This window comes from Pseudomonas sp. LF-5 (assembly GCF_037626295.1).
Classification (GTDB): domain Bacteria; phylum Pseudomonadota; class Gammaproteobacteria; order Pseudomonadales; family Pseudomonadaceae; genus Aquipseudomonas; species Aquipseudomonas monsensis.
Map to the genome: position 1 here is coordinate 701544 of NZ_JARKMT010000002.1, position 25615 is coordinate 727158.

General features: G+C 60.5%; 25 protein-coding genes. 4 read left to right on the forward strand and 21 right to left on the reverse strand.

The features are described 5' to 3' along the window. Nucleotides 1-17: 17 nt before the first annotated feature. The 5 genes from PseuLF5_RS10445 to PseuLF5_RS10465 form a co-directional block, all read right to left on the reverse strand. Nucleotides 18-1007: an ABC transporter ATP-binding protein gene (locus PseuLF5_RS10445; RefSeq protein WP_340133441.1), complete on the reverse strand. Its 990-nt coding sequence runs from the start codon at nt 1005-1007 to the stop codon at nt 18-20. After that, nucleotides 1004-1804 (reverse strand): ABC transporter permease, encoded by an 801-nt coding sequence (locus PseuLF5_RS10450; RefSeq protein WP_007965346.1) that lies wholly within the window; start codon nt 1802-1804, stop codon nt 1004-1006. Before PseuLF5_RS10450 ends, PseuLF5_RS10445 begins: the two co-directional genes overlap by 4 nt. Beyond that, a complete protein-coding gene (locus PseuLF5_RS10455) occupies nt 1791-2627 on the reverse strand; it encodes an ABC transporter permease (protein ID WP_340133604.1) in 837 nt (278 codons plus the stop codon). The genes PseuLF5_RS10450 and PseuLF5_RS10455 overlap by 14 nt, the downstream gene beginning before the upstream one ends. A gap of 5 nt (nt 2628-2632) precedes the next feature. Beyond that, entirely contained in the window at nt 2633-3439 is an 807-nt protein-coding gene (locus PseuLF5_RS10460) for an alkaline phosphatase family protein (protein WP_340133443.1), read from the reverse strand. Between the two features lie 176 nt (nt 3440-3615). Beyond that, the gene (locus PseuLF5_RS10465) at nt 3616-4683 is read right to left on the reverse strand and encodes an ABC transporter substrate-binding protein (protein WP_123467429.1); all 1068 of its coding nucleotides are present in this window, start codon (nt 4681-4683) and stop codon (nt 3616-3618) included. Between the two features lie 351 nt (nt 4684-5034). Here PseuLF5_RS10465 and PseuLF5_RS10470 point away from each other — a divergent pair, with 351 nt between their 5' ends. Continuing rightward, on the forward strand, nt 5035-5748 hold the full coding sequence (locus tag PseuLF5_RS10470) for a UTRA domain-containing protein (RefSeq protein ID WP_123467427.1): 714 nt from the start codon (nt 5035-5037) through the stop codon (nt 5746-5748). A 498-nt stretch (nt 5749-6246) separates the two neighbouring features. On the opposite strand, the gene PseuLF5_RS10475 is transcribed toward PseuLF5_RS10470, so the two are convergent. The 8 genes from PseuLF5_RS10475 to minC all read right to left on the reverse strand — a co-directional run bounded on the left by PseuLF5_RS10475 (nt 6247) and on the right by minC (nt 14299). Then, nucleotides 6247-7581, reverse strand: coding sequence for an amidohydrolase (locus PseuLF5_RS10475; protein ID WP_340133444.1), 1335 nt, complete (start codon nt 7579-7581; stop codon nt 6247-6249). A 66-nt stretch (nt 7582-7647) separates the two neighbouring features. After that, nucleotides 7648-9801, reverse strand: coding sequence for a mechanosensitive ion channel family protein (locus tag PseuLF5_RS10480; RefSeq protein WP_123467423.1), 2154 nt, complete (start codon nt 9799-9801; stop codon nt 7648-7650). Between the two features lie 77 nt (nt 9802-9878). Next, nucleotides 9879-10055: a hypothetical protein gene (locus tag PseuLF5_RS10485; RefSeq protein WP_340133445.1), complete on the reverse strand. Its 177-nt coding sequence runs from the start codon at nt 10053-10055 to the stop codon at nt 9879-9881. A gap of 137 nt (nt 10056-10192) precedes the next feature. Next, nucleotides 10193-11482 (reverse strand): M18 family aminopeptidase, encoded by a 1290-nt coding sequence (locus PseuLF5_RS10490; protein ID WP_123467421.1) that lies wholly within the window; start codon nt 11480-11482, stop codon nt 10193-10195. Between the two features lie 116 nt (nt 11483-11598). Then, the gene (locus PseuLF5_RS10495) at nt 11599-12234 is read right to left on the reverse strand and encodes an RluA family pseudouridine synthase (protein WP_007960625.1); all 636 of its coding nucleotides are present in this window, start codon (nt 12232-12234) and stop codon (nt 11599-11601) included. A 91-nt stretch (nt 12235-12325) separates the two neighbouring features. Next, nucleotides 12326-12580, reverse strand: coding sequence for a cell division topological specificity factor MinE (gene minE, locus PseuLF5_RS10500; protein ID WP_003223146.1), 255 nt, complete (start codon nt 12578-12580; stop codon nt 12326-12328). Beyond that, nucleotides 12580-13392, reverse strand: coding sequence for a septum site-determining protein MinD (minD, locus tag PseuLF5_RS10505; RefSeq protein ID WP_096822931.1), 813 nt, complete (start codon nt 13390-13392; stop codon nt 12580-12582). Before minD ends, minE begins: the two co-directional genes overlap by 1 nt. 169 nt (nt 13393-13561) lie before the next feature. Next, nucleotides 13562-14299: a septum site-determining protein MinC gene (gene minC, locus PseuLF5_RS10510; protein ID WP_038367080.1), complete on the reverse strand. Its 738-nt coding sequence runs from the start codon at nt 14297-14299 to the stop codon at nt 13562-13564. A 117-nt stretch (nt 14300-14416) separates the two neighbouring features. On the opposite strand from minC, the gene PseuLF5_RS10515 reads away from it, so the two are divergent. Both PseuLF5_RS10515 and PseuLF5_RS10520 read left to right on the forward strand, forming a co-directional pair. Beyond that, nucleotides 14417-15349 carry a lipid A biosynthesis lauroyl acyltransferase gene (locus PseuLF5_RS10515; protein WP_123467419.1) on the forward strand — a complete coding sequence of 311 codons (933 nt, stop codon included), beginning with the start codon at nt 14417-14419 and terminating at the stop codon, nt 15347-15349. A 36-nt stretch (nt 15350-15385) separates the two neighbouring features. After that, nucleotides 15386-16558: a patatin-like phospholipase family protein gene (locus PseuLF5_RS10520; RefSeq protein WP_340133447.1), complete on the forward strand. Its 1173-nt coding sequence runs from the start codon at nt 15386-15388 to the stop codon at nt 16556-16558. Between the two features lie 114 nt (nt 16559-16672). Here the strand turns inward: PseuLF5_RS10520 and PseuLF5_RS10525 are convergent, their stop codons facing one another. The 8 genes from PseuLF5_RS10525 to puuE form a co-directional block, all read right to left on the reverse strand. Then, on the reverse strand, nt 16673-17458 hold the full coding sequence (locus tag PseuLF5_RS10525) for an outer membrane protein OmpK (protein WP_322374015.1): 786 nt from the start codon (nt 17456-17458) through the stop codon (nt 16673-16675). 372 nt (nt 17459-17830) lie between these two features. Beyond that, the gene (locus tag PseuLF5_RS10530) at nt 17831-18616 is read right to left on the reverse strand and encodes an outer membrane protein OmpK (protein WP_186747523.1); all 786 of its coding nucleotides are present in this window, start codon (nt 18614-18616) and stop codon (nt 17831-17833) included. Between the two features lie 155 nt (nt 18617-18771). Next, complete coding sequence (locus PseuLF5_RS10535) at nt 18772-20130, reverse strand: nucleobase:cation symporter-2 family protein (RefSeq protein WP_340133448.1); 1359 nt, start codon at nt 20128-20130, stop codon at nt 18772-18774. A gap of 168 nt (nt 20131-20298) precedes the next feature. Beyond that, on the reverse strand, nt 20299-21609 hold the full coding sequence (locus PseuLF5_RS10540) for a urate hydroxylase PuuD (RefSeq protein ID WP_222833360.1): 1311 nt from the start codon (nt 21607-21609) through the stop codon (nt 20299-20301). Nucleotides 21610-21660: 51 nt separating this feature from the next. Beyond that, nucleotides 21661-22164 (reverse strand): ureidoglycolate lyase, encoded by a 504-nt coding sequence (locus PseuLF5_RS10545; protein WP_016773758.1) that lies wholly within the window; start codon nt 22162-22164, stop codon nt 21661-21663. 126 nt (nt 22165-22290) lie between these two features. After that, nucleotides 22291-23286, reverse strand: coding sequence for an allantoicase (alc, locus tag PseuLF5_RS10550; RefSeq protein ID WP_007960036.1), 996 nt, complete (start codon nt 23284-23286; stop codon nt 22291-22293). 87 nt (nt 23287-23373) lie between these two features. Next, nucleotides 23374-23889, reverse strand: a complete 516-nt coding sequence (uraD, locus tag PseuLF5_RS10555) for a 2-oxo-4-hydroxy-4-carboxy-5-ureidoimidazoline decarboxylase (RefSeq protein ID WP_186747529.1) — start codon at nt 23887-23889, stop codon at nt 23374-23376. Next, nucleotides 23886-24812 (reverse strand): allantoinase PuuE, encoded by a 927-nt coding sequence (puuE, locus tag PseuLF5_RS10560; protein WP_003223169.1) that lies wholly within the window; start codon nt 24810-24812, stop codon nt 23886-23888. The genes uraD and puuE overlap by 4 nt, the downstream gene beginning before the upstream one ends. A 431-nt stretch (nt 24813-25243) precedes the next feature. Here puuE and uraH point away from each other — a divergent pair, with 431 nt between their 5' ends. Further along, on the forward strand, nt 25244-25597 hold the full coding sequence (gene uraH / locus PseuLF5_RS10565) for a hydroxyisourate hydrolase (RefSeq protein WP_003223171.1): 354 nt from the start codon (nt 25244-25246) through the stop codon (nt 25595-25597). The last annotated feature ends 18 nt before the right edge of the window (nt 25598-25615 follow it).

Below are 25615 nucleotides of genomic sequence, written 5' to 3' on the forward strand. Positions count from 1 at the left end.
CAACGTCAGCAAAGTCATCAGGCTACCTCACACAGGGCTGTCGGATCGCTGGAAAGCGCCAGGCGCTGACCGTCGGGGTGCAGATCCGCCGCCGAGCGGTTGAGCACGTCCACCACCAGTTCCACGCCGCGCGCCTCGACCCGGTAGCGGATGACGTTGCCGAGGAGGCTGTGGCTGCGGATCTGCGCATCCAGTTCGCCGTTGAGGCTCAATTCGATGGCTTCCGGGCGAATCGCTATGCGGTGGTTGATCGGCCGTTGCAGCAGTTTCGAGGCACTGTCGGCGTCGAGCAGGTTGTAGTTGCCGATGAAACCGGCGGCGAACAGATCGACCGGCGCGGTGTACAGGGTTTCGGCGTCGCCGCTCTGGACGATTTTCCCTTGGTTCATCAGGAAAATCCGGTCAGACATGGTCAGCGCTTCTTCCTGATCGTGGGTGACGAAGATTGTGGTCAGGCCGAGTTCGCGCTGGATCTGGCGGATCTGTTCGCGCAGGTGTTTGCGAATCCGCGCGTCCAGCGCCGACAGCGGTTCATCCAGCAGCAACAGACGCGGGCGCGTGACCAGCGAGCGGGCGAGGGCGACACGTTGGCACTGACCGCCGGAGAGCTGGTGCGGATAGCGACTGGCGAAGTCGTGCAGTTCAACCAGTTTCAACACTTCGGCAACGCGTTTATGGCTGTCGTCGGCATTGACCTTCTGCATGCGCAGACCGAAGGCAACGTTCTGCTCGACGGTCATGTTGGGGAATAGCGCGTAGCTCTGGAACACCATGCCGATCCCGCGTTTTTGCGGGCTCAGTGGCACGATGTCGACGTTATCAAGGAGGATCTTGCCGCCATCCACCGGCGTCAGGCCGGCAATGCAGCGCAGCAGCGTGGACTTGCCGCAACCCGACGGGCCGAGCAGGGTGACGAATTCGCCCTTGTTGATTTCGCAATTGATGTCGCTGAACACCGTGGTGCCCGCGTAGTTTTTCTTCAGGTTCTGGACGCTGACATAGCTCATTCGCTTTTGTCCTTGTTCAAGATGTTGGCGATCCAGGTCAGGACCAGCACGAAAAAGAAATACGAGATCACCAGCGCACTGGTGAAGTGACCGCTGCTGTTGCGCATGTTGTTCAGGTACACCTGCAGGGTTTCGTAGCGTGTGCCGACGAGGATGTTGGCGAACACGAATTCACCGAACAGGAACGAGAACGACAACAGCAACGCGACCATCAGACCTTTGCGCAGGTTCGGCAGCACCACCAGGAAGGCCGCCTGAAAGGTGCTGGCGCCGAGCAGTTGCGCGGCGTCCATCAGGTCGCGCAGATTGATCGCCTGCAGGTTGTTGGTGATTGCGCGGTACATGAACGGCAGCGCCACGGTGAAGTAGCAACCGATCAGGATCCATGGCGTGCCGACCATCGCCAGCGGTCCGGAACCGTAGAGCTGCAACAGCCCCACCGACGACACCACCGGCGGCACTGCGAAGGGCAGCAGGATCAGGATGTTCATCAGCGCATCGAGTTTCGGGAAGTGGTAATGCACCACGAACAATAGCGGCAGAATCAGCACCACCGACAGCACCAGCGCGCCGACGCACACCAGCAACGATTGGCCGAAAGCGTGCAGGAAGCGTGGGTCGCTCCACAACTGCAGATACCACTTGAAGGTGAAGCCGCTGGGCAGGATGGTCGCCGACCAGCTGCTGGCGATCGAGTAGATCAGCGTGCCTACCAGCGGCAGCAACAGGATCGCGAACAGCAGATAAACCACGACGCGGTGGTAGACGCCGGCCGGGCCGGATTCAGCGCGAGACATGGTAGCTCCTCTTCAACAGCAGTTGATGCACGACGGTGACGATGGTCATCAGCGCTACCAGCACCACGGCCAGCGCGCTGGCCAGGTTCGGGTCCAGCGAAATGTCGCCGGAGACCATCGCCGCGATGCGGATCGGCAGCACGTTGAAGTTGCCGGTGGTCAACGCGTACACCGTGGCGTAGGCGCCGAGGGCGTTGGCCAGCAGGATCACGAAGGTGCCGAGCAGGGCCGGGGTCAGTACCGGCAGGCCGATGTGGCGCCAGAATTGCCAGCCATTGGCGCCGAGCAGCGCGGCGGATTCGCGCCAGTCTTCACGCAGGGCGTCGAAGGCCGGGTAGAGCAGCAGCACGCCGAGCGGGATCTGGAAGTAGGTGTAGAGGATGATCAGGCCGGTTTTCGAGTACAGGTTGAAATCCTCGATGATTCCGGCCTGCTTGAGCATGAGGGTGATGCTGCCGTTGAACCCGAGCAGAATGATGAACGCAAAGGCCAGGGGCACGCCGGCGAAGTTGCTGGTCATGTTGGCGAAGGCATTCACGAAGTTGCGCAGTTTCGAGTCGACCCGGCGCAGGGAATACGCACCGAGCACGGCGATGATGATGCCGAACACGCTCGACCAGAAGCTGATCTCGAGGCTGTACTGGATCGCCTGCAAATAGAACTTCGAGCTGAAGATCTTGCTGAAGTTGGCGAAGCCCCAGCCGAACTCTTCCGACTGCAGGCTGTTGATCATCACCCAGACCAGCGGGGCGATTTCGAACACGATAAAGAACAGGGCGAAGGGCACCAGGCACAGGGCCGCGACCCATTTGCCGCGAGTCATGGCATTCACTTGAGCAGCTCCCGGCACACAGGTTTGTCGTGGGGCACGCCGAGCAGTTCGCAGGCCGTGCCGCAAATGTCGATCTGTTTCGGTGCGGCGTCAGTGTTGAGACTGAAGGCGTCACCAAGGACGAACAGCGGCACTTGGCGTTCTTCCGGCAGCAGGCCGTTGTGCGAGCGGTCGTTGTTCATGCCGTGGTCGGCAGTCACCAGCACTTGATAGCCGGCATCGAGCCAGCCTTGCAGGTAGTCGGCCAGGATGATGTCGGCGAAGCGGGCGCTGTTGCGGTATTGCGGGGTGTCGAGGCCGTGCTTGTGGCCGGCATCGTCGATGTTCATCGGGTGGATCAGCAGGAAGTTCGGCGCATGGCGCAGGCGCAGGTTTTCCGCGTCAGCGAACAGGTGTGAATCCGGATAGTGGTCATTCCAGTAGAAATGTCCGTGCTGGATCGGCAGCGCCGGATCGTCGGTGTGACGGTCGCGGGCGGCCACGAATGGCGAGCGGTTGTACAGCTCGCTGACCCAGTGATAGGCCGCAGCGGCGGTTTTCAGGCCAGCGTCGCGGGCGTAGTGGTAGATGCTGCGCTGGTTGGACAGGCGCGAGACATCGTTGTGGACAATACCGCTGTCGATTGGCGGTACGCCGGTGAGGATGCATTCGTAAAGCGGTCGGGACAGGGCCGGCAGCTCGCACTCCAACTGGTAGAGCGCGGCGCGTCCTGCGCCTACATAAGCTTGCAGATGCCCCATGGCGTGACGTGCGACCTCGTAGTTGAGGCCGTCGAGCACGACAAGGATGACGTTGTGTTTCATAGGGGCAACAACTCCGCGAAATTCAAATATTCCGAAATCAACTCAATCCCTTGTGGGAGCGAGCTTGCTCGCGAAGGCGTCATGTCAGCCAACATCAATGCTGAATGAATAACCGCATTCGCGAGCAAGCTCGCTCCCACAGGGATCTTTGTCGGATCAAACAGTGGGTCAAGCCATCACTTCATCTCGACGATGACTTCTTCGTTCCACTTCTGCGGCAGGGCCTTGGAGGTTTTTTCCCACGCGTCGGCGTCCTTGATCGGCGTGACCTTCTTGTACTGCTCGTTCGGCAGCAGCTTGGCTTTCACGTCTTCCGGCAGTTGCAGGTGCTCGGCGCGGATCGGACGGGCGTTGCCGCGCGCCAGGTTGGTCTGGCCGGCGTCGCTGAAGATGTATTCGCGGGTCAGCTTGGCGGCGTTCGGGTTTTTCGCGTACTTGTTGATGATGGTGGTGTAGCCGGAGATCACCGAGCCGTCGGACGGGATCAGCACCACGTAGTCATCCGGGTTGGCCATCTTGGCCTTGTAGCTCAGGCCGTTGAAGTCCCAGACCACACCGACTTCGATCTCGCCTTTTTCCATGGTGGCGATGGTCGGGTTGGCCATCGACAGGCGACCCTGCTTGGCGATGTCTGCAAACAGCAGCAGGGCCGGCTGGAGGTTCTTCTCGTCGCCGCCGTTGGCCAGGGCCGCGGCCAGTACACCGTTGGCGGCTTGCGCGGCGGTGCTCACGTCACCGATCGAAACCTTGTATTTGCCGCCCTTGAGGTCAGCCCATTTGGTCGGTACTTCGGAGCCGTGCAGCAGCTTTTTGTTGACGATGAAGGCGATGGTGCCGGTGTAGGCCAGCGCCCAGTTGCCGTCCTTGTCCTTGGCCCATGCCGGAATCTGCTCCCAGGTGCTTGGCTTGTACGGTTGCACCACGCCTTGCTTGACCGCGATCGGGCCGAAGGCGGCACCGACGTCGCCGATGTCGGCGGTGGCGTTGTCCTTTTCAGCGGCGAACTTGGCGATTTCCTGGGCCGAGCTCATGTCGGTGTCGATGTGTTTCAGGCCGTAGGTCTTGGCCAGGTCTTCCCAGGTGCCTTTCCAGTTGGCCCAGTCATCAGGCATACCGACGCTGTTGACGGCGCCTTCCGCTTTCGCAGCGGCTTCGAGGGTTTTGAGGTCGGTGTCGGCCGCCATGGCGGCGGTGCACATTGCAATGGTCGAGCCTAACAGTGTTGCCAGGAAAAGCTGTTTCATTCCGAAGCTCCTTGGTCGTGTTCAACGCTGCGATTGCGGTTTGTGTTGGTCTAGGTCAGCAATACCTGAGCCAATTTAAGGGGGCTGGATGACACTTTGATGTCGGCGGCCCTGCTTCAGGCGTTTTAATTGCGCCGGATCGGTGACTGCCCCGTAAGCGTAGACCAGGCTCAAAGGCCCGGCCGGCAAGGGACTTGGCCGATGTATTGCAAGCCGTGAGTACGACCGTTCGGCAGCTTTGTCATCTTTCGGTCATCTGCACTGCCTAGGCTTTCCACACGCGGAAACGGTTCATTGGCCGCCAGGTTTTGCCCCGAAACAGTGCTGGTCTAGTCCAGATAGGTAACGTTGATGCGCGATGAGGCAACAAAAGCGGTGACAGCCATTGGCCAGGTGTTGCAGGAGCAACTCGACCACGGACTTCTCGCGCCCGGCAGCAAGTTGCCGGCCGAGCGCAAGCTCAGTGAGTTGTTTGGTACGACGCGGATTACGGTGCGCGAGGCGTTGTTGCAACTGGAGGCGCAAGGGCAGATTTATCGTGAGGAGCGGCGTGGCTGGTTCGTTTCGCCGCCGCGCCTGGCGTACAACCTGATGCAGCGCAGTCACTTTCACGCGATGGTCAGTGCGCAGGGGCGGGTGCCGTCGACCGAGGTGATTTCGGCGCGCCTGCAACCGGCGTCGGCGGCGGTGTGTGAGTGGTTGCAGTTGCCGGCGCTGTCCAGCGTGATTCAGATTTGCCGGTCACGGCGGATTGACGGGCGGCTGGTGTTGTATGTGGAGCACTATCTGAATCCGCAGTTTTTTCCGGGGATTCTGGGGTTTGATTTGAATCAGTCGATCACCGAGTTGTATGCGCGGCATTACGATTTGCACTATGGGCGGGTGCGGTTCGAGATTGTGCCGACTTCATTGTCGGTGGATGCAGCGGCGGCGTTGCGTGTTTCTGTCGGGAGCCCGGGGTTGAGGATTGCTCGGGTCAATTATGATCAGCATGAGCGGTTGATTGATTGTGATCTGGAGTTTTGGCGGCATGATGCGATTCACGTATCGGTTGATGTGGTTTGATCGTTTTGGGGGCATATCCGTTGCTTCGGGTGTTGCTGATTAGGGTTCCGCCCTTACGGCGGGTCACTTTTTCCAGACGCCGAAAAAGTAACCAAAAAGGCTTGCTCCTACGTCCGGCCCGCTCGCTAAAGCTCGGGGTTCCTTCGCTCCGGGATCGATCCGGGCGCAGCGCCTACGGTTTGCTTCGCTGCACCTCCTCTCGCTGTGTTTGGCTGCGCCAAACGGTCGCTGCGCTCCCACCCCCCGGATCAATCCCTCCACTCAGCCTTACGACGTCGCCCGTGGATCAAGATCAAAAGCGGTACTCGAGCTAACGCTCATTGTGTTGAGTGGTGAGAAGCCGAAGCGATACGAATATCTAACGGTGAACTCAATCCCTGTGGGAGCTGGCTTGCCAGCGATGGCGGCCTGACAGCCGACCAATTTCTGGCAGGCTGCACACGGTCCAAATGTGGGAGCGAGCCTGCTCGCGAAAGCGCCCCCACAGTCATCTCAAACCTACTTGCCTGCCCCCGCATTGGCATACAAATAATCCGTCGCCAACGACGCCATCGTCCTCACGCCCACCACCAGCGCCGACTCATCCACAAAGAACCCCGGATTGTGATTCGGCGCAGCCTTGCTCATGTCCTGATCCCGCGGTGTCACCCCGAGAAACACGAACAGCCCCGGCACTTCCTTGGCGAAGAACGAGAAGTCTTCTGCGCCCCCCACCAGCGGTGCATTCACCACGTCATCCTTGGCTGCCCATTTCAACGTCGGCAGCATTTTCTCCGTCAGTGCGGGGTTGTTGATGGTCGGGTCGTATTTTTCGATGATGGTCACGTCGGCTTTCGCGCCGCCGCTTTCGGCGATTTTTTCGATGGTCTGGCGCACGTCTGCGTGCAGTTTCTGGCGGATGCCGTAGTCGTACGAGCGAATGGTGCCGCTCATGTCGACAGATTCGGGAATGATGTTGTAGCGGGTGCCGCCGTTGATGGTGCCGATGCTCACGACTGACGGATAGGACGAGATGTCGGTGCGGCGGCTGACCACGGTTTGCAGGCCGACGATGGTTTGCGCGCCGACGGTGATCGGGTCGATGCCGTCCCAGGGGCGGCCGGCGTGGGTTTGTTTGCCGAGGATTTTGATGCGCAGGTCGTCGGAGCTGGCGAGGGTGGCGCCCGGGCGGTAGGCGATCTGGCCGGCGGGGACGCCGGCCCAGACGTGCAGGCCGAACACGGCGTCGGGTTTCGGTGATTTCATCACGCCTTCCTCGACCATCATTTTCGCGCCCCAGGTGTTTTTGCCGTCGGGGATGAAGTCGCTCGGGCCCTCTTCGGCGGGCTGGAAATAGAACACCACGGTGCCGGGCAAGGTGTCGCGCATGCCTGTAAGAATTTTCGCTGTACTCAGCAGGATCGCGGTGTGGGCGTCGTGGCCGCAGGCGTGCATCACGTCGACTTGTTTGTCGAGGTACGTACCTTTGGCTTGCGAGGCGAACGGCAGGTCGGCGACTTCCTTGACCGGCAGTGCGTCCATATCGGCGCGCAGGGCCACGGTCGGGCCGGGCAGGGCGCCTTTGAGGACGGCGACCACGCCGGTGCGGGCGACGTTGGTTTTGACTTCCAGGCCCAGCGCCTTGAGCTGTTTGGCGACCAGCGCCGAGGTGCGTTTTTCGCTGTTGCCGAGTTCCGGGTGGGCGTGGAGGTCGCGGCGGGTTTCCAGCAGTTCCGGTTCAAGGGCCTTGGCCTGCGCGGCGATGTGTTCGCGGCTGCTGTCCAGGGTGGCGGCAGCGGCGTGGCCGGCGACAAGGCTGAGTAGAAGGGCTTGGGTCAGGCGGGTGAGCTGCATCGGGTTTCTCCTTGGTTATTGTTGTTCTGGCTTCCATGCCTGTGACCCGCACCTCGCGCCCAAGTGCTATTCCTTGGGCTGGCCACCGCCGGCGGTGATCACTTGCACGCTCATGCGCGGCGTTGCCAGGTCCAGGCCGGCCTCGTCGAGGTGGCGTTTGAGTGACAGGTTGAACGCCCGGGAAACTTCCCATTGTTTGATCGGCGCGGTCTTGAAGCGGGCGCGCAGGATCGCGCTGCCGGACTCGAAGCTTTCCACGCCCTGGATTTCCAGTGGCGACCAGATGTTGCGCCGCTGCAGGGGATCGGTGCGCATTTTCTGGCCGACTTCGCGCATCAGTTTGATCGCGTCGTCGATTTCCATGTTGTACGGCACCGCCACGCGGAAAATCGCGTAGCCGAATTCCCGGGAGTAGTTCTTGATGCTTTTGATTTCGCTGAACGGGATGGTGTGGACGATGCCGTCGATGTCGCGCAGGCGCACGGTGCGAATGGTCAGGCCTTCGACGGTGCCGAGGTGGCCGCCGACGTCGACGTAGTCGTCGATCGCCAGCGAGTCTTCAATGATGATGAACAGACCGGTGATCAGGTCGGCGACCAGCGACTGTGCACCGAAGCCGATGGCCAGACCGATCACACCGGCACCGGCCAGCAGTGGCGTAACGTTCATGCCCATGTTCGCCAGGGCGACGATCAGCGCAATGATGAAAATCGCCACGAACAGCACGTTGCGGATCAGCGGCATCATCGTCTGTGCGCGGGCATTCGCCAGGCCTTTGCGCGAGCGGGTGAGGGCGTGGTGCACGGCGGTGTCGGCGAGGATCCAGATCAGCCAGGAGAAAATCAGCGTGCCGATCAGACTGAACAATTTGACGCTGACGTCATGCCCTTCGCCCTCGGTGAAGCCGATCAGCGATTTGCCCCAGACGCGCAGGCCAAGTTCGATGAAGGCCAGCCACACCAGCAGATGCGCTAGGGTGTAGAAGAAGCTTTTCAGGCGTTCCGAGTAGAGCGCATGGCGTTTCGGCCCGCGCTGCGGTTTCAGTGAATGCCGGCGCACGAGGCCGTTGATCACCATGCACATGACCAGCAGCACGGTGCAGATCAGTGACTGGCGCAAGGCGGTGCTGGTGTCGCCGGCGGAGACGAAGGTGGCGAACAGCGAGATGCCGACCAGTACCAGCGCCGGCACATACCAGAAGGTGCCGAGGATTTCGATGGTGTCGCTCAGCGCCCGGCGGGTCAGGCGCCGTGACAACGGCTGGTTGCGAATCAGGTGCGCGATCGGCCGACGGAAACGCAGGATGAACAGGCCGGTGAACAGCGCCGCGAGCACATTGGTAATGGTCGCGGTGGTGTGCGCCAGGTGCACGCCGAGGCTGTCCACCAGGCGCGGGTCGTTCAGCGCTTCACCAAACGCGGCGAAGCTGCCGATCAGCCACAGCGGGCGGAAGGCCTGATGGCGCAGGATGTACAGCGCCCGGTGCCGGTGCGGGCCGTCGAGCAGCGAAAACGCGATGACGCAGATCGCCGAGAAACAGGTGCCGACCACCAGGGCATAGGCCAGCACCATCGCCAGGCTTTTGCCCAGTGACGATGGCAGCGCGTAGCTCATGTAGACGGTGATGACCAGTGCAATCAGCCACGGCCCGAGCTTGCGCAGGGCAAAGCGCAGCATGTCGAGAGCCCTGGGGTGCTGGGGCAGTTCTTCGGTCAGGCCGAAGCGCATGCGCACCCGATGGCCGAGCCAGATCAGCGCAGCGGCGAGCAAACTCCAGACCATCAGGATCACGGCGAAGGCGAAGATGATCGGCAGCCATTCACTGGCCGGCAACATCAGGTTGTCGAGTTCGTCCTTGGCCAGGTCGAACTCGTTACCCCAGCGAGTCAGTGGGCTGTCGGCACCGGTGAACTGTTTTTCGAAACTGGCCAGGGTGCCGCCGATCAGGCCCAGCACGCCTTCTTCGGGGCTGGCCTGGGCTTTTTTGGTGGCGTCGCGCAGCTTCTTCAGATCGGTCAGCAGTTGCGCGCGTTGCTTGTCGTTTTCCAGCGACTTGATGACTTCGTCGAGGGATTGGCCGAGGGGTTCCTGCGCTTCGGGCTGGGCTTTGCTGGTGTTGAGCAGACCGGGCAGGCCGACCGCATGGGCGGGCGCCAGCGGCAGCAGCGTCATCAGGCAAACGAGGAACAGGCAGGGCAAAGCAAAAAGACGAGCAAACACTAGGCGGTCAACCTCGCAAGGGGCGGATTCGCTGGAGTGTACGAGCCCGACATTATCAATGCGAGCCGGGCGCGGATTTATTCGTTGAGTTTGGCGAGGATCTTGTAGACCACGGTGGCGAGGATCGTCAGCATGCCGACCCACATGGCAAAGACGCCGGCATTCTTGTCGCGGAAGTTGAAGCCGATGGCCAGCAAGATCATCCCGGTGAGGATGGGCACCAGCATGGCGTGGAATGAAGACATCGAGATCATGGTGACTGCCTTGTCGAAAGGAATGATTCAAGTCTAGGTCGGTTTTCGCTGCACCGGGCTGATGTGTATCAGAATAGAGCCGGTTTTGCGCTGATCGTGTGGCGAGGGAGCAAGCTCCCTCGCCACACAGCAGGGGCTTACGGCAAGTCGCGGGAGGCGTAGAACGCGCTCAGGACTTTGACCAGGTGCGCCAGGTCATGGCTGCCGCACAGTTCGCGGATCGAGTGCATGGCGAAGGTCGGCAGGCCGATGTCGACCGTGCGCACGCCCAGGTGGCTGGCGGTGATCGGGCCGATGGTCGAGCCGCAGCCCATGTCGCTGCGCACGACGAAGCTCTGCACCGGGACTTCTTCGGCCATGCACAGGTGGCGGAAGAAACCGGCGGTTTCGCTGTTGGTGGCGTAGCGCTGGTTACTGTTGACCTTGATCACCGGACCGGCGTTGAGTTTCGGGCCGTGATTGGCGTCATGCTTTTCCGAGTAGTTCGGGTGCACGCCGTGGGCATTGTCCGCCGACACCAGCAGGGATTTCTGGATGGTGCGGACGAATTCGTCACCTTCCGGCAGCAGACGGCGCAGGGTCTGCTCGAGCATCGGGCCGTCGGCGCCACAGGCCGAGCAGGAACCGACTTCTTCGTGATCGTTGCACACCAGCACGCAGGTTTCTTCGGTGTCGGCGGTCAGCAGGGCCTGCAGGCCGGCGTAACAGGACAGCAGGTTATCCAGACGGGCACCGGCGATGAAGTCACCGTTCAGGCCGATCACCGCGGCACTTTGCGTGTCGTAGAAGCTCAGCTCGTAATCGAGCACCACGTCGGCGTTGAGGCCGTGTTCGCGGGCCAGTTGATCGGTCAGCACGGCGCGGAAATCCACACGCTCGTCACCGGCGAACTGCGCGAGGATCGGCGGCAGTTCGGTCTGTGCGTTGATCGCCCAGCCCTGGTTGGCTTCACGGTTGAGGTGAATGGCCAGATTGGGAATGATCGCGATCGGTGCCTTGAAGTCGATCAACTGGCTCTCGACCTTGCCGTCACGGCGGAAGGTCACACGGCCGGCCAGCGACAGGTCGCGGTCGAACCATGGTGCCAGCAGTGCGCCGCCGTAGACTTCGACGCCCAGTTGCCAGAAGCCCTGACGTTGCAGTTCCGGTTGCGGCTTGACCCGCAGGCACGGGCTGTCGGTGTGGGCGCCGACCAGACGGATACCGTCATACAGTGGCGAGTTGCGGCCCATTTTGATCGCGACGATCGAGGAATCGTTACGGGTGACGTAATAGCGGCCGTTGGCCTCGGTGTTCCACGGCTCACGCTCGTCGAGGCGCACGTAACCGGCGGCCTCCAGACGCTGAACAAGGCTGGCGGTGGCGTGGAACGGGGTAGGGGAGGCCTTGAGGAAGTCGATCAGGCCTTGGTTCAACTCTTCGCGCATAAGAAGCTCCAGACAGCAATGGGCGGGAGTTTAACGCATCGGCCAGGGAATTGAATCTGCACCGGATCCTTGTAGGAGTGAGCAGGCTCACTCCTACAAGGGGGCTGCGGTGTTGGTCAGAACGGCGCCGGGCACTCGAAGCGCAGGCGTTCGCCGGTTTGCGGATGGGTGAAGCTGAGCATGCTCGCGTGCAGGCACAGCCGTGGCCATGCCGCCAGCGCCTGCTCGTGGGCGTAGAGGCCATCACCGAGCAACGGGTGCCCGATCGACAGCATGTGCACGCGCAATTGATGCGAACGCCCTGTGATCGGCGTCAGCTCGACGCGACACCAGTCGCCGCAACGTTCCAAAACGCGCCAGAAGGTCAGCGCGTGTTTGCCGAACTCATGATCGACCACATGACGCGGCTTGGTCGGTGGGTCGTAGCGCAATGGCAGGTCGATGCTGCCGCTGTCGAGTTCCGGTTGACCCCAGGCCAGGGCGGTGTAGGCCTTTTCGGTTTCACGGTCGTGAAACTGCCGCGACAGTTCGCGATGCGTGTCGGCGTCACGCGCCAGCAGAATGATGCCGGAAGTTTCCCAGTCCAGACGATGGACGATGCGCGCTTCCGGGTAGCCGTTTTCCTGCAGGCGGGTAATCAGGCAGTCCTTGTTGTCGTCGGCGCGGCCGGGCACCGAGAGCAGCAACGTCGGTTTGTCGACCACCAGTACGGCGGCGTCCTGATGGATGATGCGGATGTTGGACAGCGGCATTAAAACAGCCTCGTAACAAATGCCAACGGCGGTTCAGGGCCATTCCCGCATGGGAATGGCCCTGAACCGCCGTCGTTCCTGCCGGATCGACTCAGCGATCAGGCAGGGTGATGTTGAGTTCCAGAATCGAGCAACTGCCCTGGCTTTCCAGTGCAACATGTACGTCGTCGTTGCCGATGTTGACGTACTTGCGGATCACGTCGACCAGTTCCTTCTGCAAGGCTGGCAAGTAATCCGGCGTGCTGCGCTGGCCGCGCTCATGCGCCACGATGATCTGTAGACGCTCTTTCGCTACCGAGGCGGTACTTGGCTTTTTGTTGGCACGAAAGAAGTCAAAAAGGTTCATTACCTACCTCCAAACAGGCGCTCGAAGAATCCCTTCTTCTCGACATCGAGGAACCGGTGTGCTTTGTCTTTGCCCAGCAGGCGGTCGACGGTATCGCTATAAGCCTGGCCAGCATCGCTCTGGTCGTCGAGGATCACCGGTACGCCCTGGTTGGATGCCTTGAGCACCGCTTGGGATTCCGGGATCACGCCGAGCAGGGTTACCGAGAGGATTTCCTTGACGTCTTCAACGCCCAGCATCTCGCCTTTTTCAACACGCTCCGGGTGGTAGCGGGTGATCAGCAGGTGTTCCTTGATCGGGTCTTCGCCACGTTCGGCGCGGCGCGATTTGCTCGCCAGCAGGCCGAGCATGCGGTCCGAGTCACGTACCGAGGACACTTCCGGGTTGGTCACGACGATCGCTTCGTCAGCGAAGTACATGGCCAGGTGTGCGCCTTTCTCGATGCCCGCCGGGGAGTCGCAGACGACGAACTCGAATTGCTCCTTGAGCTCCATCAGGACTTTTTCCACGCCTTCGACGGTCAGCGCGTCTTTGTCGCGGGTCTGGCTGGCGGCCAGCACGTAAAGATTTTCCAGACGCTTGTCTTTGATCAGCGCCTGTTGCAGGTTGGCTTCGCCGTTGACCACGTTGACGAAGTCATACACCACGCGGCGTTCGCAACCCATGATCAGGTCAAGGTTACGCAGGCCCACGTCGAAGTCGACGATCACTGTTTTGTGGCCGCGCAGAGCGAGGCCGGTACCGATAGCGGCGCTGGTGGTGGTCTTACCCACACCACCCTTGCCGGATGTAACCACGAGAATCTTGGCCAAGGTGTTTCACCCCTAAGGAAGAAGGACTTTTTAGCCCCTGAAAAACATCTCTTGAAAACTACTGCAGTCGGACAGCCTTGGCTGGAATTCGGCTTTTGGCCTTTTTCCTACTTCGTTTGAGCCGTTTTCGCTACGTTTTAGAGATGCTTGGAAAATGCGGCAGTATCCGTTAAAGCCGAATGATGTTCAACACGTCGCCCGACAGGCTGACCTGTACGCCCGAGCCCCACATCGGATCACGACGCAAATCCTCGGAAACCTTGTAATGGCCTGCGATGGAGATCAGTTCAGCGCTCAATTGCTGACAGAAAATCCGTGCCTTGGTATCGCCCTTGACGCCGGCCAGCGCACGGCCACGCATCGGGCCGTATACATGGATGTTGCCATCGGCGAGAAGTTCCGCCCCCGGACTGACCGACGACACCACCACCAGATCGCCACCCTGGGCGTATATCTGTTGGCCACCACGTACTGGCGTGGTGATGACGCGGGTCGGTTTGATCGTCGGCTCAGGCGGTTTTTCCGGCTTCTTTTTGACTTCCGCTTCCGGGGTTTCCAGCGGCCGTTCACGGGCACCGGACGGCGGCAGTACGGGGATGTCGATGGCGATGGCCGCAGCAATGTCTTCGATACGGCTGGCGCGGATCGCCAGGGTGCGCAGGCCGTGCTGACGGCAAACGCGCATCAGCCCCGGCAGATCGACCGCGCCTTCGCTCGGCGGCAGTTTGTCCAGTGCCAGAACCAGCGGCGCGTTGCTGAAGAAATTCGGCGCCTGGGCGACTTTGGCGGCCAATTGCCGATCGAGGCTTTCGAGGTCGTTACGGGCCAGTTCCAGCACAGTAATGGCCAGCATGCTGCCCTTGAGCTGGAATACGGGATCTTGGTCTAACGGTTCGGTTTGGCTCATGTCGGCATACAACGGCTTGTCACTAAAAGTGCCGAGACTTATAACGAGAACGCCCGCAGGCCGCAAGCCGGGTCGAACGATGTAGAATGCGCGGCCACTGTATTTACGGAAGCTTTAATGGATCGCCCGCGTTTTCGAAAAACATTTCTTTCTCCACGCTTCTGGCCGCTCTGGTGCGGTCTGGGGCTTTTGTGGCTGATCGTGCAGCTGCCTTATCCGGTGTTGCTGACCATCGGTCGAGTTTTGGGCGCCTTGATGTATCGCGTGGCCGGCGACCGGCGGCGCATCGCCAAGCGCAACCTTGAGCTGTGCTTCCCGGAAAAATCCGCCGCCGAGCGCAAACGCCTGCTCAAGGAAAACTTCGCGTCCACCGGCATCGCTTTTTTTGAAATGGCGATGAGCTGGTGGTGGTCGCGCGAGCGCCTGGCCAAGCTGGCCCACGTTGAAGGCCTTGAGCATTTGCAAAAGGCCCAGCGCGAAGGCAAAGGCGTGATCCTGATGGCGGCGCACTTCACCACGCTGGAGATCGGCGCGGCGCTGCTCGGCCAGCAACACACCATCGACGGCATGTACCGCGAACACAAGAATCCATTGTTCGACTTCGTTCAGCGTCGTGGTCGCGAGCGGCACAATCTCGATTCGCTGGCCGTGGAGCGCGACGATGTGCGTGGCATGCTCAAGCTGCTGCGCTCGGGACGGGCAATCTGGTACGCACCGGATCAGGACTACGGCGCCAAGCAAAGCATCTTCGTGCCGCTGTTCGGCATTCAGGCGGCGACCGTTACTGCGACGACGAAATTTGCCCGTCTGGGCAAGGCGCTGGTCGTGCCGTTCACTCAGGAACGTCTGGCCGATGGCAGCGGTTACCGCTTGGTGATTCATCCGCCGCTGGAAGACTTTCCCGGCGAGACCGAAGAAGCCGATTGCATCCGCATCAACCAGTGGGTGGAAAGTGCCCTGCGAGCCTGTCCCGAGCAATACCTGTGGGCACATCGCCGCTTCAAGAGCCGCCCGCCCGGCGAGCCGAAGCTGTACGCCAAACGCGGTTGATTGCCCCCATCCCTTCAAGCACCCCGGAGTGTTGCGATGAGCCCAGCTGAACCGGTTACAGGTTTGATTCTTTCCGGCGGCGGGGCTCGGGCGGCGTATCAGGTGGGCGTGCTGGCAGCGATTGCCGAGTTGCTGCCGTCGGGCGCGGACAATCCGTTTCCGGTGATCGTCGGCACCTCGGCCGGGGCGATCAACGCCGTCAGTCTGGCCAGCGGTGCCACTGACTTTCGCGCCGCCATCGAACGCCTCACTTTGTTCTGGCAAGGCTTTCGCAGTCATCGTGTGCTGCGCAGTGACTGGCCTGGCGTCATTCATCAGGCCAGTCGTTTTGTCAGCCACAGCCTGCTCGGCCTCGGTCGACAATTGCCGGTGGCGCTGCTCAACAGTTCGCCCTTGCGCGATTTACTCGAAGAAAAACTGCACATGCCCGGCATCGCCGAATCCATCGTGCGCAAGCAATTGCATGCGGTGGCGGTGACGGCGTTCGGCTACGAGTCGGGGCAAGCCGTGACGTTCTATCAGGGCGGCGGCAAGATCGACGCCTGGCTGCGGCATCGGCGTATTGGCGTGCCGACCCAACTGACGGTGGAGCATCTGCTTGCCAGTTCGGCGATTCCGTTGTTGTTCGCGCCGGTCAAACTCGGCGATGAATATTTTGGTGATGGCGCGGTGCGCCAGTCCGCGCCGATCAGCCCGGCACTGCATCTGGGCGCGAGCCGGGTGCTGGTGGTGGGCGTCAGTGGCAACCCGCGCGGTTTCGATCCGCAGCAGCCGCTGGAGCGCGCCTACACCGGGCAACAGCCGACGCTGGCACAGATCGGCGGGCACATGCTCAACAGCACGTTTATTGACAGTCTGGAGAGCGATATCGAACTGCTGCAGCGTCTCAACCAGTTCAGCCATTTGATGCCCGAAGGCACGCCGACCCGTACGCTGGGCGTGGCGCCGGTGGAGGTGCTGGTGATTTCGCCGAGTCAGCCGATTGATGAGATCGCGGCGCGGCATCGCCAGGAATTGCCGGCGGCGTTGCGCCTGTTCTTGCGCGGACCGGGGGCGACCAAGACCAGTGGGGCAGGGGTGTTGAGTTATCTGCTGTTCGAGGCGGGGTATTGCAGCGAGCTGATTGACTTGGGACGGCGCGATGCGCTGGCCAAGCGCGAGGAGCTGTGCCGGTTTCTGGGGATCACCGAGGCGGTGGTTCCGGCCTGAAACCTGTGCTGAAGCCATTCGCGAGCAAGCTCGCTCCCACAGGAAATGTGTCGTTCACAAAATCCCTGTGGGAGCGAGCTTGCTCGCGAAGGCGTCCTTGCGGACGCCGTTGGATCAGAAGTGGAACTTCACCAGGAAGCTCGTGGTGCTCTGATTGGTTTTGAACGCACCGGTGTCGTCGATGCCGTACTTGTCTTTCCAGTAGTCGTATTCAACACCGACATACAACTGCTTCTCGCCAAAACTCAACGCTTTGCCCAGGTCGTATTTGACCTGTGGGTTGAAGTGCAGGTTGGCGTGGTAATCGCCTTTGGAGTTGGAGTCGTTGTCGGTGACCCAGTCCATGAAGCCGTCGATCAGGATGTCCGACTTGCCGACCGGGATGGTGTAGGACCAGACCGGTGTGATCTGCCAGACGTTGTCACCGGCGCGAGCACCTTGAGTGTGACGCTGGTAGAAGTTCAACTGGAAGTAGTCGAAGCCCGGAATCGCCAGGTCAAAGCCTGGACCGATCAGGTACGACTCGGTGTCGCCTTCGCCGAACTCGTAAGTCATCGCCACCAGGACGTCTTTGATCGGGCCGAACTCGATCTTCTGGTCGAGCACTTTGCCCAGCGAGATGCGCGGGCTGAACTCACCGTAGTAGGTGTTCGGACCGTTACTGAAGTCCTTGCCACCGTTGTAGAAGATCTTGTCGAGGAAGAAGAAGTTATCCCCGTACTTCCACGCATCGGCGTGCTCGAAGGTGACGGTCTGCTGGATGCGCGGGTTGACCTGGAAGTCCTTGCCATACAGGTAGGTCAGGCTGTTGTTCTGCCACTGCAGCAGGCCGTCGGCCATGGCCTGGCCGCCGGCCAACATCGATCCCGCGAGCATCAGGCTGGTGCACATACGTTTCATTCGGTTGCTCCCAAAGTAGTTTCTACGTTTATTTTTTTTAAGATCGGCGCTCTGGTGTGGCACCTTTTTTCATTGCTGTAAAAGTCATCCGACCGGTCAGCTTTGATGCTGTTAGCAAGAGCTGAGCCAAGGCGTTCGAAAAGCAAAAAAACGCCCGATCGGCTGCTGAAAAACAGTCGATTGAGCGTGTTTTCGGGATGCCTCGGTACTGACCGGGGCCGGGATAAGTTGGCCCGCTGGTCAGGAATTAAATCCGGGCTTTTTTTTAGACCGAATTCAAGAGGCCGCGGAGAATACTGACTCCTCGGCCAGCTCTCAAGTGCCCCGCAACAGAGCACCGACGACAGGTATGGGGCACGGTTGCGGGCCATCTTAAAAGTGCACCTTCACCAGCAGGCTGGCGGTGTTCTGGTTGGTGTCGAAGTTGTGGCTGCTTTCAATGCCGTATTTATTCTTCCAATAGCTGTATTCGGTACCGACATACAGCTGCTTCTGACTCCAGCCCAAGGCCTTGCCCAGGTCGTACTTGATCTGCGGATTGATGTGCAGGTTGGCGTGGTAGGTGCCGCGCGAGTTCTCGTCGTTGTCGACCACCCAGTCCAGATAGCCGTCGATCAGCACATCGGAATTGCCCAGGGGAAAGCTGTAGGACCAGCCGGGGGTGATCTGCCAGACGCCGTCGCCGGGGCGCGGGCCTTCGGTCTGGCGGCGGAAGATGTTCAGGGTTACGTAGTTGAAGCCCGGCACCTTGAGGTCGAAACCGGGGCCGATCAGGTAGGCCTCGCTCTCGCCTTCGCCGTACTCGTAGGTCATCGCCAGCAGCACGTCCTTGATCGGGCCGAATTCGAGCTTGCGGTCGAAGATCTTGCCGAACGAGAAGCGTGGGGTGAATTCGCCGTAGAAGGTATGCGGGCCTTTGTTGCGGTCTTCCTGGCCGTTGTAGAAGATTTTGTCGACGAACAGGAAGTTGTCGCCGTACTTCCACTTGTCAGCGTGTTCGAACGTCACCGTCTGCTGGATCGACGGGTTGATCGCGAAGTTCTTGCCATACAGATAGCTCAGGCTGTTGGTCTGCCACAGCAGTAAATCGCCGGCCATGGCCTGACTCGCGGCCAGCAGGCCGCCACTCAACAGAACGTTGGTTTGCGTGCGAATCATCTGGTGCTCCCTCTTGTTTTTATTGTTTGAGGCGCAGAGCGGTTGCTTGCCCCCTGTGGGAGCGAGCTCGCTCGCGAAGAGGGCGTGTCAGTCGCCATCACTGTTGAATGACGCACCGCTTTCGCGAGCAAGCTCGCTCCCACAGGGTTATTTCGTTAGTGCTGGTGCGCGTGGCAGTCGTTGATCGCCGCGCGCTCTTTGCCGCCAAGGATGTTGAACAGCAGGTTCAGCGTCAGCGCGCTGAGCGTGGCCATGGCGATGCCGCTGTGGGTGATCGGGCTCATCCACATTGGCAGGTGGGCGAAGAACTCCGGACGCACCACCGGGATCAGGCCCATGCCGATGCTCACCGCCACCAGCAGTTGGTTGCGACGGTCGCCGATGTCGGCTTCCTGAAGGATCTTGATGCCGGTTGCGGCAACCATGCCGAACATTGCGATCGCCGCGCCGCCCAACACCGCCGGCGGAATCGACGCGACGAGGAACGCGGCTTTCGGCAGCAGGCTCAACACGATCAACAGGCCGCCGGCAACGATGGTTACCGAGCGGCAGCGCACGCCGGTCATCTGCACCAGGCCGATGTTCTGCGCGAACGAGGAGTGGGTGAAGGTGTTGAAGAAACCGGCGACGAATGAGGCGCCGGCATCGCACAGCAGGCCGCGACGCAGCATCCGTGGGCAGACTTCCTGGTCGGTGATCTTGCCCAGCGCCAGAAACATCCCGGTGGACTCGACGAAGATGATCACCACCACCAGGCACATCGACAGAATCGGCGCGAGTTCGAATTTCGGCATGCCGAAATGCAGCGGGGTGACGAACTGAACCCATGGCGCGTTGGCCATGCCGCTCAGATCGACCATGCCGAGTGCGCCGCACAGCACGTAGCCGATGCACATGCCGATCAGCACGGAAATGTTGACCCAGAAACCGCGCATGAAACGGTGGATCAGCAGAATGGTCGCCAGCACCAGTGCGGCGATGGCCAGGTAAATCGGTGAACCGAATTGCGCAGCGGCGGCACCGCCTCCGGCCCAGTTCACGGCCACGGGGAACAGCGACAAACCGATCGAGGTGATGACCGTGCCGGTCACCAGCGGCGGGAAGAAGCGCACGACCTTGGACATGAAAGGCGCAATGAGCATGCCGAAGAAACCGGCGGCGATCGTTGCACCGAAGATGCCTTGCAGGCCGATACCGGGCATGCCGGCCATGGCGACCATGCTGCCGACGGCGGCAAAACTGGCGCCCATCATCACCGGCATGCGAATGCCCATCGGGCCGATACCCAAGGACTGCACGATGGTGGCGACACCGGCGACCAGCAGGTCGGCGTTGATCAGGAAGGCAATTTCTTCACGACTCAGGCCAGCGGCCTGTCCAATGATCAGCGGCACCGCGATGGCACCACCGTACATCAGCAGAACATGTTGCAAACCGACCAGGATCAGTTGCAAAAGGGGCAAACGCTGAATGGCGGGTGCGTCGGGGATGCGCGCTTTGGACAGCTCGGACATGCAACACCTCGGATCTTTTTATTCTTGTGATTGAACAGCTGCCGGGTTGCTCACAGCTGTTTCTTTGCATCAGGTCAACCGCGTTGCGGCCAATCGCTGGCAAGCCAGCTCCCACACAGGCAGTGCAAAACCCTGTGGGAGCTGGCTTGCCAGCGATCCTTTTACTGCTTAGTTGGTCTGCGCTCCCTGGGCGATCCATGCACCAATCAGGTCACGTTCCTGCTGGGTCATCTGAGTGATGTTGCCCAGTGGCATGATCTGCGTGGTGATGGCTTGCGCCTGGATGCGTGCCGCGTTCTGGCGAATTTGCTCAGGGGTGTCGAGCATCACACCCGCCGGAGCTGCGCTGAACAACGGGCTGGTTGGTTTGGCCGAATGGCAAACCGTGCAACGCTCTTGAATCACGTTGTGCACTTTGTCGAAGCCAGGCCCTGCGTTGGAGGCTTGCGCCGGTGCTGCTGCAGGTTCGGCAGGGGCTGCCGGTGCCGCTTCAGCCGGTTTCAAACCACCGCCCAGTGCCGTTTCCGGCAGTGGTTGGTACTCGATTTTGGCAGGCGCCTTGGCCACTTCCGGCGCGGTCGACATTGGCATCGGGCCGGTGACGTACGCCAGACTGATCATGCCCACCGCTGCCACAGGCAAGGTCCAGGCAAACTTGTGGCTGTCATGACGGGTGTTGAAGTAGTGACGCACCAACACCGCCAACACCGCGATCCCGGCCAGGATCAACCAGTTGTACTGGCTGCCGTAAGTGCTCGGGAAGTGGTTGCTGATCATGATGAACAGCACCGGCAGGGTGAAGTAGTTGTTGTGACGCGAACGCAACAGGCCCTTGGCTGGCAGCGCCGGATCCGGCGTGCGGTTCTCGGCAATCGCGGCAACCAGTGCACGTTGCGCCGGCATGATGATGCGGAACACGTTACCGACCATGATGGTGCCGATGATCGCGCCGACGTGCAGGTACGCACCACGACCGCTGAACACTTTGCTGAAGCCATACGCTGCGCCGATGATCAGCACGAACAGAATGAAGCCGAGCAGAGCAGGGCGTTTGCCCAGGGCCGAGTCGCACAGGAAGGAGTAGATGAACCAGCCGAGGAACAGCGAGCCGATACCGATGGCCACGCCTTCAGGGCCGCTCAGTGTGCTGCCCGGAGCCAGCAGGTAGAGCGTCGGGTTGGAGTAGAACACCACGCACAGCAGCGCGATCCCCGACATCCAGGTGAAGTAGGCTTCCCATTTGAACCAGTGCAGGTTCTCCGGCATCGACGGTGGGGCCAGTTTGTATTTTTCCAGGTGATAGATACCGCCACCGTGGATCGCCCACAGGTCACCGGCCAGACCGGTTTTCGGGTTGACGCGGTTGAGGTTGTTCTCCAGCCAGACGAAGTAGAACGACGCGCCGATCCAGGCCACGCCAGTGATCATGTGAACCCAGCGCACGCTCAGGTTCAGCCATTCCAACAGATGTGCTTCCACAGTCTTTACCTCTCGCCTGTCACCCTTGTTGTCGGGTGATCAGACCTTCTCTTATTGGTGGGGGGCGAGGATCAAACGCTCATCCTCTTTGAAAAAATGCTCATCGCAGTTGTTGCCTGTGCCACTGCGATCAACCACCAGGAAGTCATCCCGCTTTTCGATCGTCAGCACCGGGTGGTGCCAGACGCCGCGATGGTAATTAATGCCCTGCCTGCCGTTGGTGACGAAGGCGCGGACCAAGCCTGATACAGGTTCATCGCCAACTGGCGCGACCACGATCAGAAAGGGGTTGCCGAGCAGCGGAATGAAAGCCTGGCTGCCCAGCGGATGGCGTTCCAGCATGCAAACGGTCAGCGGCATGTCCTGCGCGTCGGCGCGGAAAATGCTGATGATCGCGTTGTCCTCAGGCGTAGCGGTTTCGACCGTCGCCAGTTTATGGAAGCGCATGGTCGAACCGTTGTTGATCATGAAGTGATCGCTGCCGTCGGTTTCGATCACGTCACCGAAAGGGGCGAAGGCTTCTTTGGTCAGCGGTTCAATCGTCAGTGTGCGCATGCTGTTCTTCTTATCCGAATTCTGTGTTGTTAGAACTATCGCCATCGCGGGCAAGCCCGCTCCCACAGTGGACTGTGGCGTTCACAAAACCTGTGGGAGCTGGCTTGCCAGCGATTGGGTTCAACCTTATTTAGCGACCTTGCCGAGAACGCGCAGGCGACTCACACCACCATCCGGGAACACGTTCAGGCGGATGTGGGTGATCGGACCCAGTGCCTTGATCTGTTCGACGAAGGTGTGTTCGGCGTGCATTTCCAGCTTCTGGCTCGGCAGCAGTTCACGCCAGAACAGCGACTGGGTTTCGATCTGGCTGTCAGTACCGCCTTTCACGAACGCGCCCTGGATCGAGCAGGTGTCCGGGTAGTTGCCCTTGAAGTGCAGGGTGTCGACGATGATTTTTTCGATCTCGCCCGGGTGGCCCAGTGCGACGATCACCCAGTCATTGCCCGGGGTACGACGACGTGCGGTTTCCCAGCCGTCGCCCATGTTGATGCCACGGCCCGGGTTGAGGATGTTGCTCATGCGGCCGAAGTGTTCGTCGGAGCAGGCGAGGGCGCGGCCACCGTTCAGGGCTGCAGCCAGGTCGACTTGCTCGTTGTCGCCAACCGCCGACCAGTCGCGGAACGGAATGCCATACACGCGCAGACGGGCTACACCGCCATCCGGGTAGATATTGAAGCGCAGGTGGCTGAAGGCTTTGTCGTTGCTGATTTCGTGGTAGTGGTGGCTGTTGCCTTGCAGCTCGACGGCCGACAGCACTTCAGTCCACTGGGTGTTTTCGTCAGGCTCGCCCGACGCCAGGAAGCACGCTTCCAGAGAGGCCGATGGCGGGAAGTTGCCGGTGAAGAATGAAGTGTCGATGTCCACGCCCTTGATCGAACCCGGTACGCCCAGACGGATCACCGCGCTGTCGTAGCCTTCAAAGCGCTTGCGGCGCGATTCCCAGCCGTCCATCCACTTGCCGTTGTCGTCGAACACCCCCTCCTTCCATACGGCCGGGGTCGGCTGAAACAGACGATTGGCGTCTGCGAACCAGTCATCGGTGACCGAGATGATTTTGGTGCCCAGACGGGCATCGGCCAGGTTGACGAACTTCTCGAAAGGTACGGCGTAAGCTTTCATTCTTCTTGTCTGCCTTTAAATAAGTGGCTGGGGATGCTTGCAAGACCCTGGGTACTCTCCGCGTTTGATGTACTCGGGTCAGGCTCGCTATAGGGTCAGTAAACGGAACAGGGCAATCTTGTTGATCTCCGCCAGCGCGCATTTGAACTCGGTGTCGACCGAGTTGTGAATGCGCGTTTCGAACGCCGCGAGGATCTGATGCCGGTTGCTGCCTTTTACCGCCATGATGAAGGGAAACTTGAACTTGGCCTTGTAGGCGTCGTTCAGCTCGGTGAAGCGCTGGAACTCTTCGGCCGTGCATTGGTGAATCCCCGCGCCAGACTGTTCTTCAGTACTGGCCGCGGTAAGCTGGCCCTGGACGGCAGCTTTGCCGGCCAGGTCCGGGTGAGCGTTGATCAGCGCAAGCTGGCTGGCGTGATCGGCGCTCAACAGGATGTCGCTCATGCGCTGGTGCAGGGTTTCGATCTCGTCGATCGAAGCGTCCGCGCCCAGGTCGTAGGCCTTCTCGGCCACCCATGGCGAATGTTCGTAGATGTCGGCGAAGGCGTTGACGAAGGCGTCGCGGCTCAGGCTCGACGGTTGCAGGGTTTGAAAGCGGCTCATTTGGCGGCCCCTTGGTACGGGTGGGTTGCGTGCCAGTGGCGTGCGATGTCGACGCGACGGCTGAACCACACCTGTTCATGACTTTTGGCGTATTCGATGAAGCGCTTGAGCGACGCCAGACGCGCCGGACGGCCGATCAGGCGGCAGTGCAGACCGATCGAAAGCATCTTCGGCGCTTCGGCGCCCTCGGCGTAGAGCACGTCGAATGCGTCTTTGAGGTATTCGAAGAAATCGTCGCCCTTGTTGAAACCCTGCACCTGGGTGAAGCGCATGTCGTTGGTGTCGAGGGTGTACGGGATTACCAGGTGCGGTTTGCCGGTCGGGTTGTTCGGTTCCCAGTAAGGCAGGTCGTCGTCGTAGGTGTCGCAGTCGTAGAGGAAACCGCCTTCTTCCATCACCAGGCGACGGGTGTTCGGGCCGGTGCGGCCGGTGTACCAGCCCAGTGGACGCTCGCCGGTGAGTTCGGTGAGGATACGGATTGCTTCGAGCATGTGCTCGCGTTCCTGCGCCTCGTCCATGTACTGGTAGTCGATCCAGCGGTAGCCGTGGCTGCAGATCTCGTGACCGGCTTCGACCATCGCACGGATCACGTCCGGGTGACGCTGGGCGGCCATGGCCACGGCGAAGATGGTCAGCGGAATGTCGAATTCCTTGAACAGTTTGAGGATCCGCCAGACACCGGCGCGGCTGCCATACTCGTAAAGCGATTCCATGCTCATGTTGCGCGCGCCCTGCAGCGGCTGGGCGGCAACCATCTCGGAGAGGAACGCTTCGGATTCTTTGTCGCCGTGCAGGATGTTGCGCTCGCCGCCTTCTTCGTAATTGAGCACGAACGACAGGGCGATGCGGGCATTGCCCGGCCAGTGGGGGTGAGGAGGGTTACTGCCGTAACCGATCAGGTCGCGTGGGTAGTCAGCGCTCACTGCAGTCTTCCTTCTTGTTCGTTGACAGAGGGTGTGGCGGCCTGGCGGTGAGTAAGCAGGCTGGCGTCACAGCGATGGGCTGATTGTATACAACTTTATTCTCAATTTGTAAGCCTGAATTTTCGCATTTTTCACCGACTGTCATCTTTTGCTGTTAAGGGCGTGAGCCTGCAAGAAACCTGCCTGATCAGTCAGCTAATGGATCGCAGGTTCAATAGACAGGCGCTTAAGCAGCCAATAAGAGGTAAACGCCCGAATGGCGGGGGTGAAGTAAAAAATGTCGTTTTTATTGTGTACAATTTTTATTAAAAGTGTCTTAATCAATCGCTCGCCGCAGCGTTTCGTGCTCCGAATCGGTGCGGTCTCCTTTTCAACTGACTTCGGGAGGCGCGAAGTCTGACTGCTTCCACGCAGGCAGGCGCGCAGAATCAATGGGACGTTTGACAACACACGTTTTGGACGCTGCACACGGTTGCCCGGGCAGTTCGATCAAGGTCGAGCTGTACCGCGTTGAAGGTTCGCATCTGGAATTGGTCGCCAGTGCGATTACCAACAGCGATGGCCGGGTCGATGCGCCGCTGCTGCAAGGCGATGACTACCGCACCGGGGTCTATCAGGTGCAGTTCCACGCCGGTGATTACTACCGCGCCCGTGGCGTGCAGTTGCCGGAGCCGGCGTTTCTGGACGTGGTGGTGCTGCGTTTCGGCATTTCTGCCGAACAGGATCACTACCACGTGCCATTGCTGATTTCGCCATACAGCTATTCCACATACCGGGGCAGCTGACCCCCAAGCAGCTGCCCC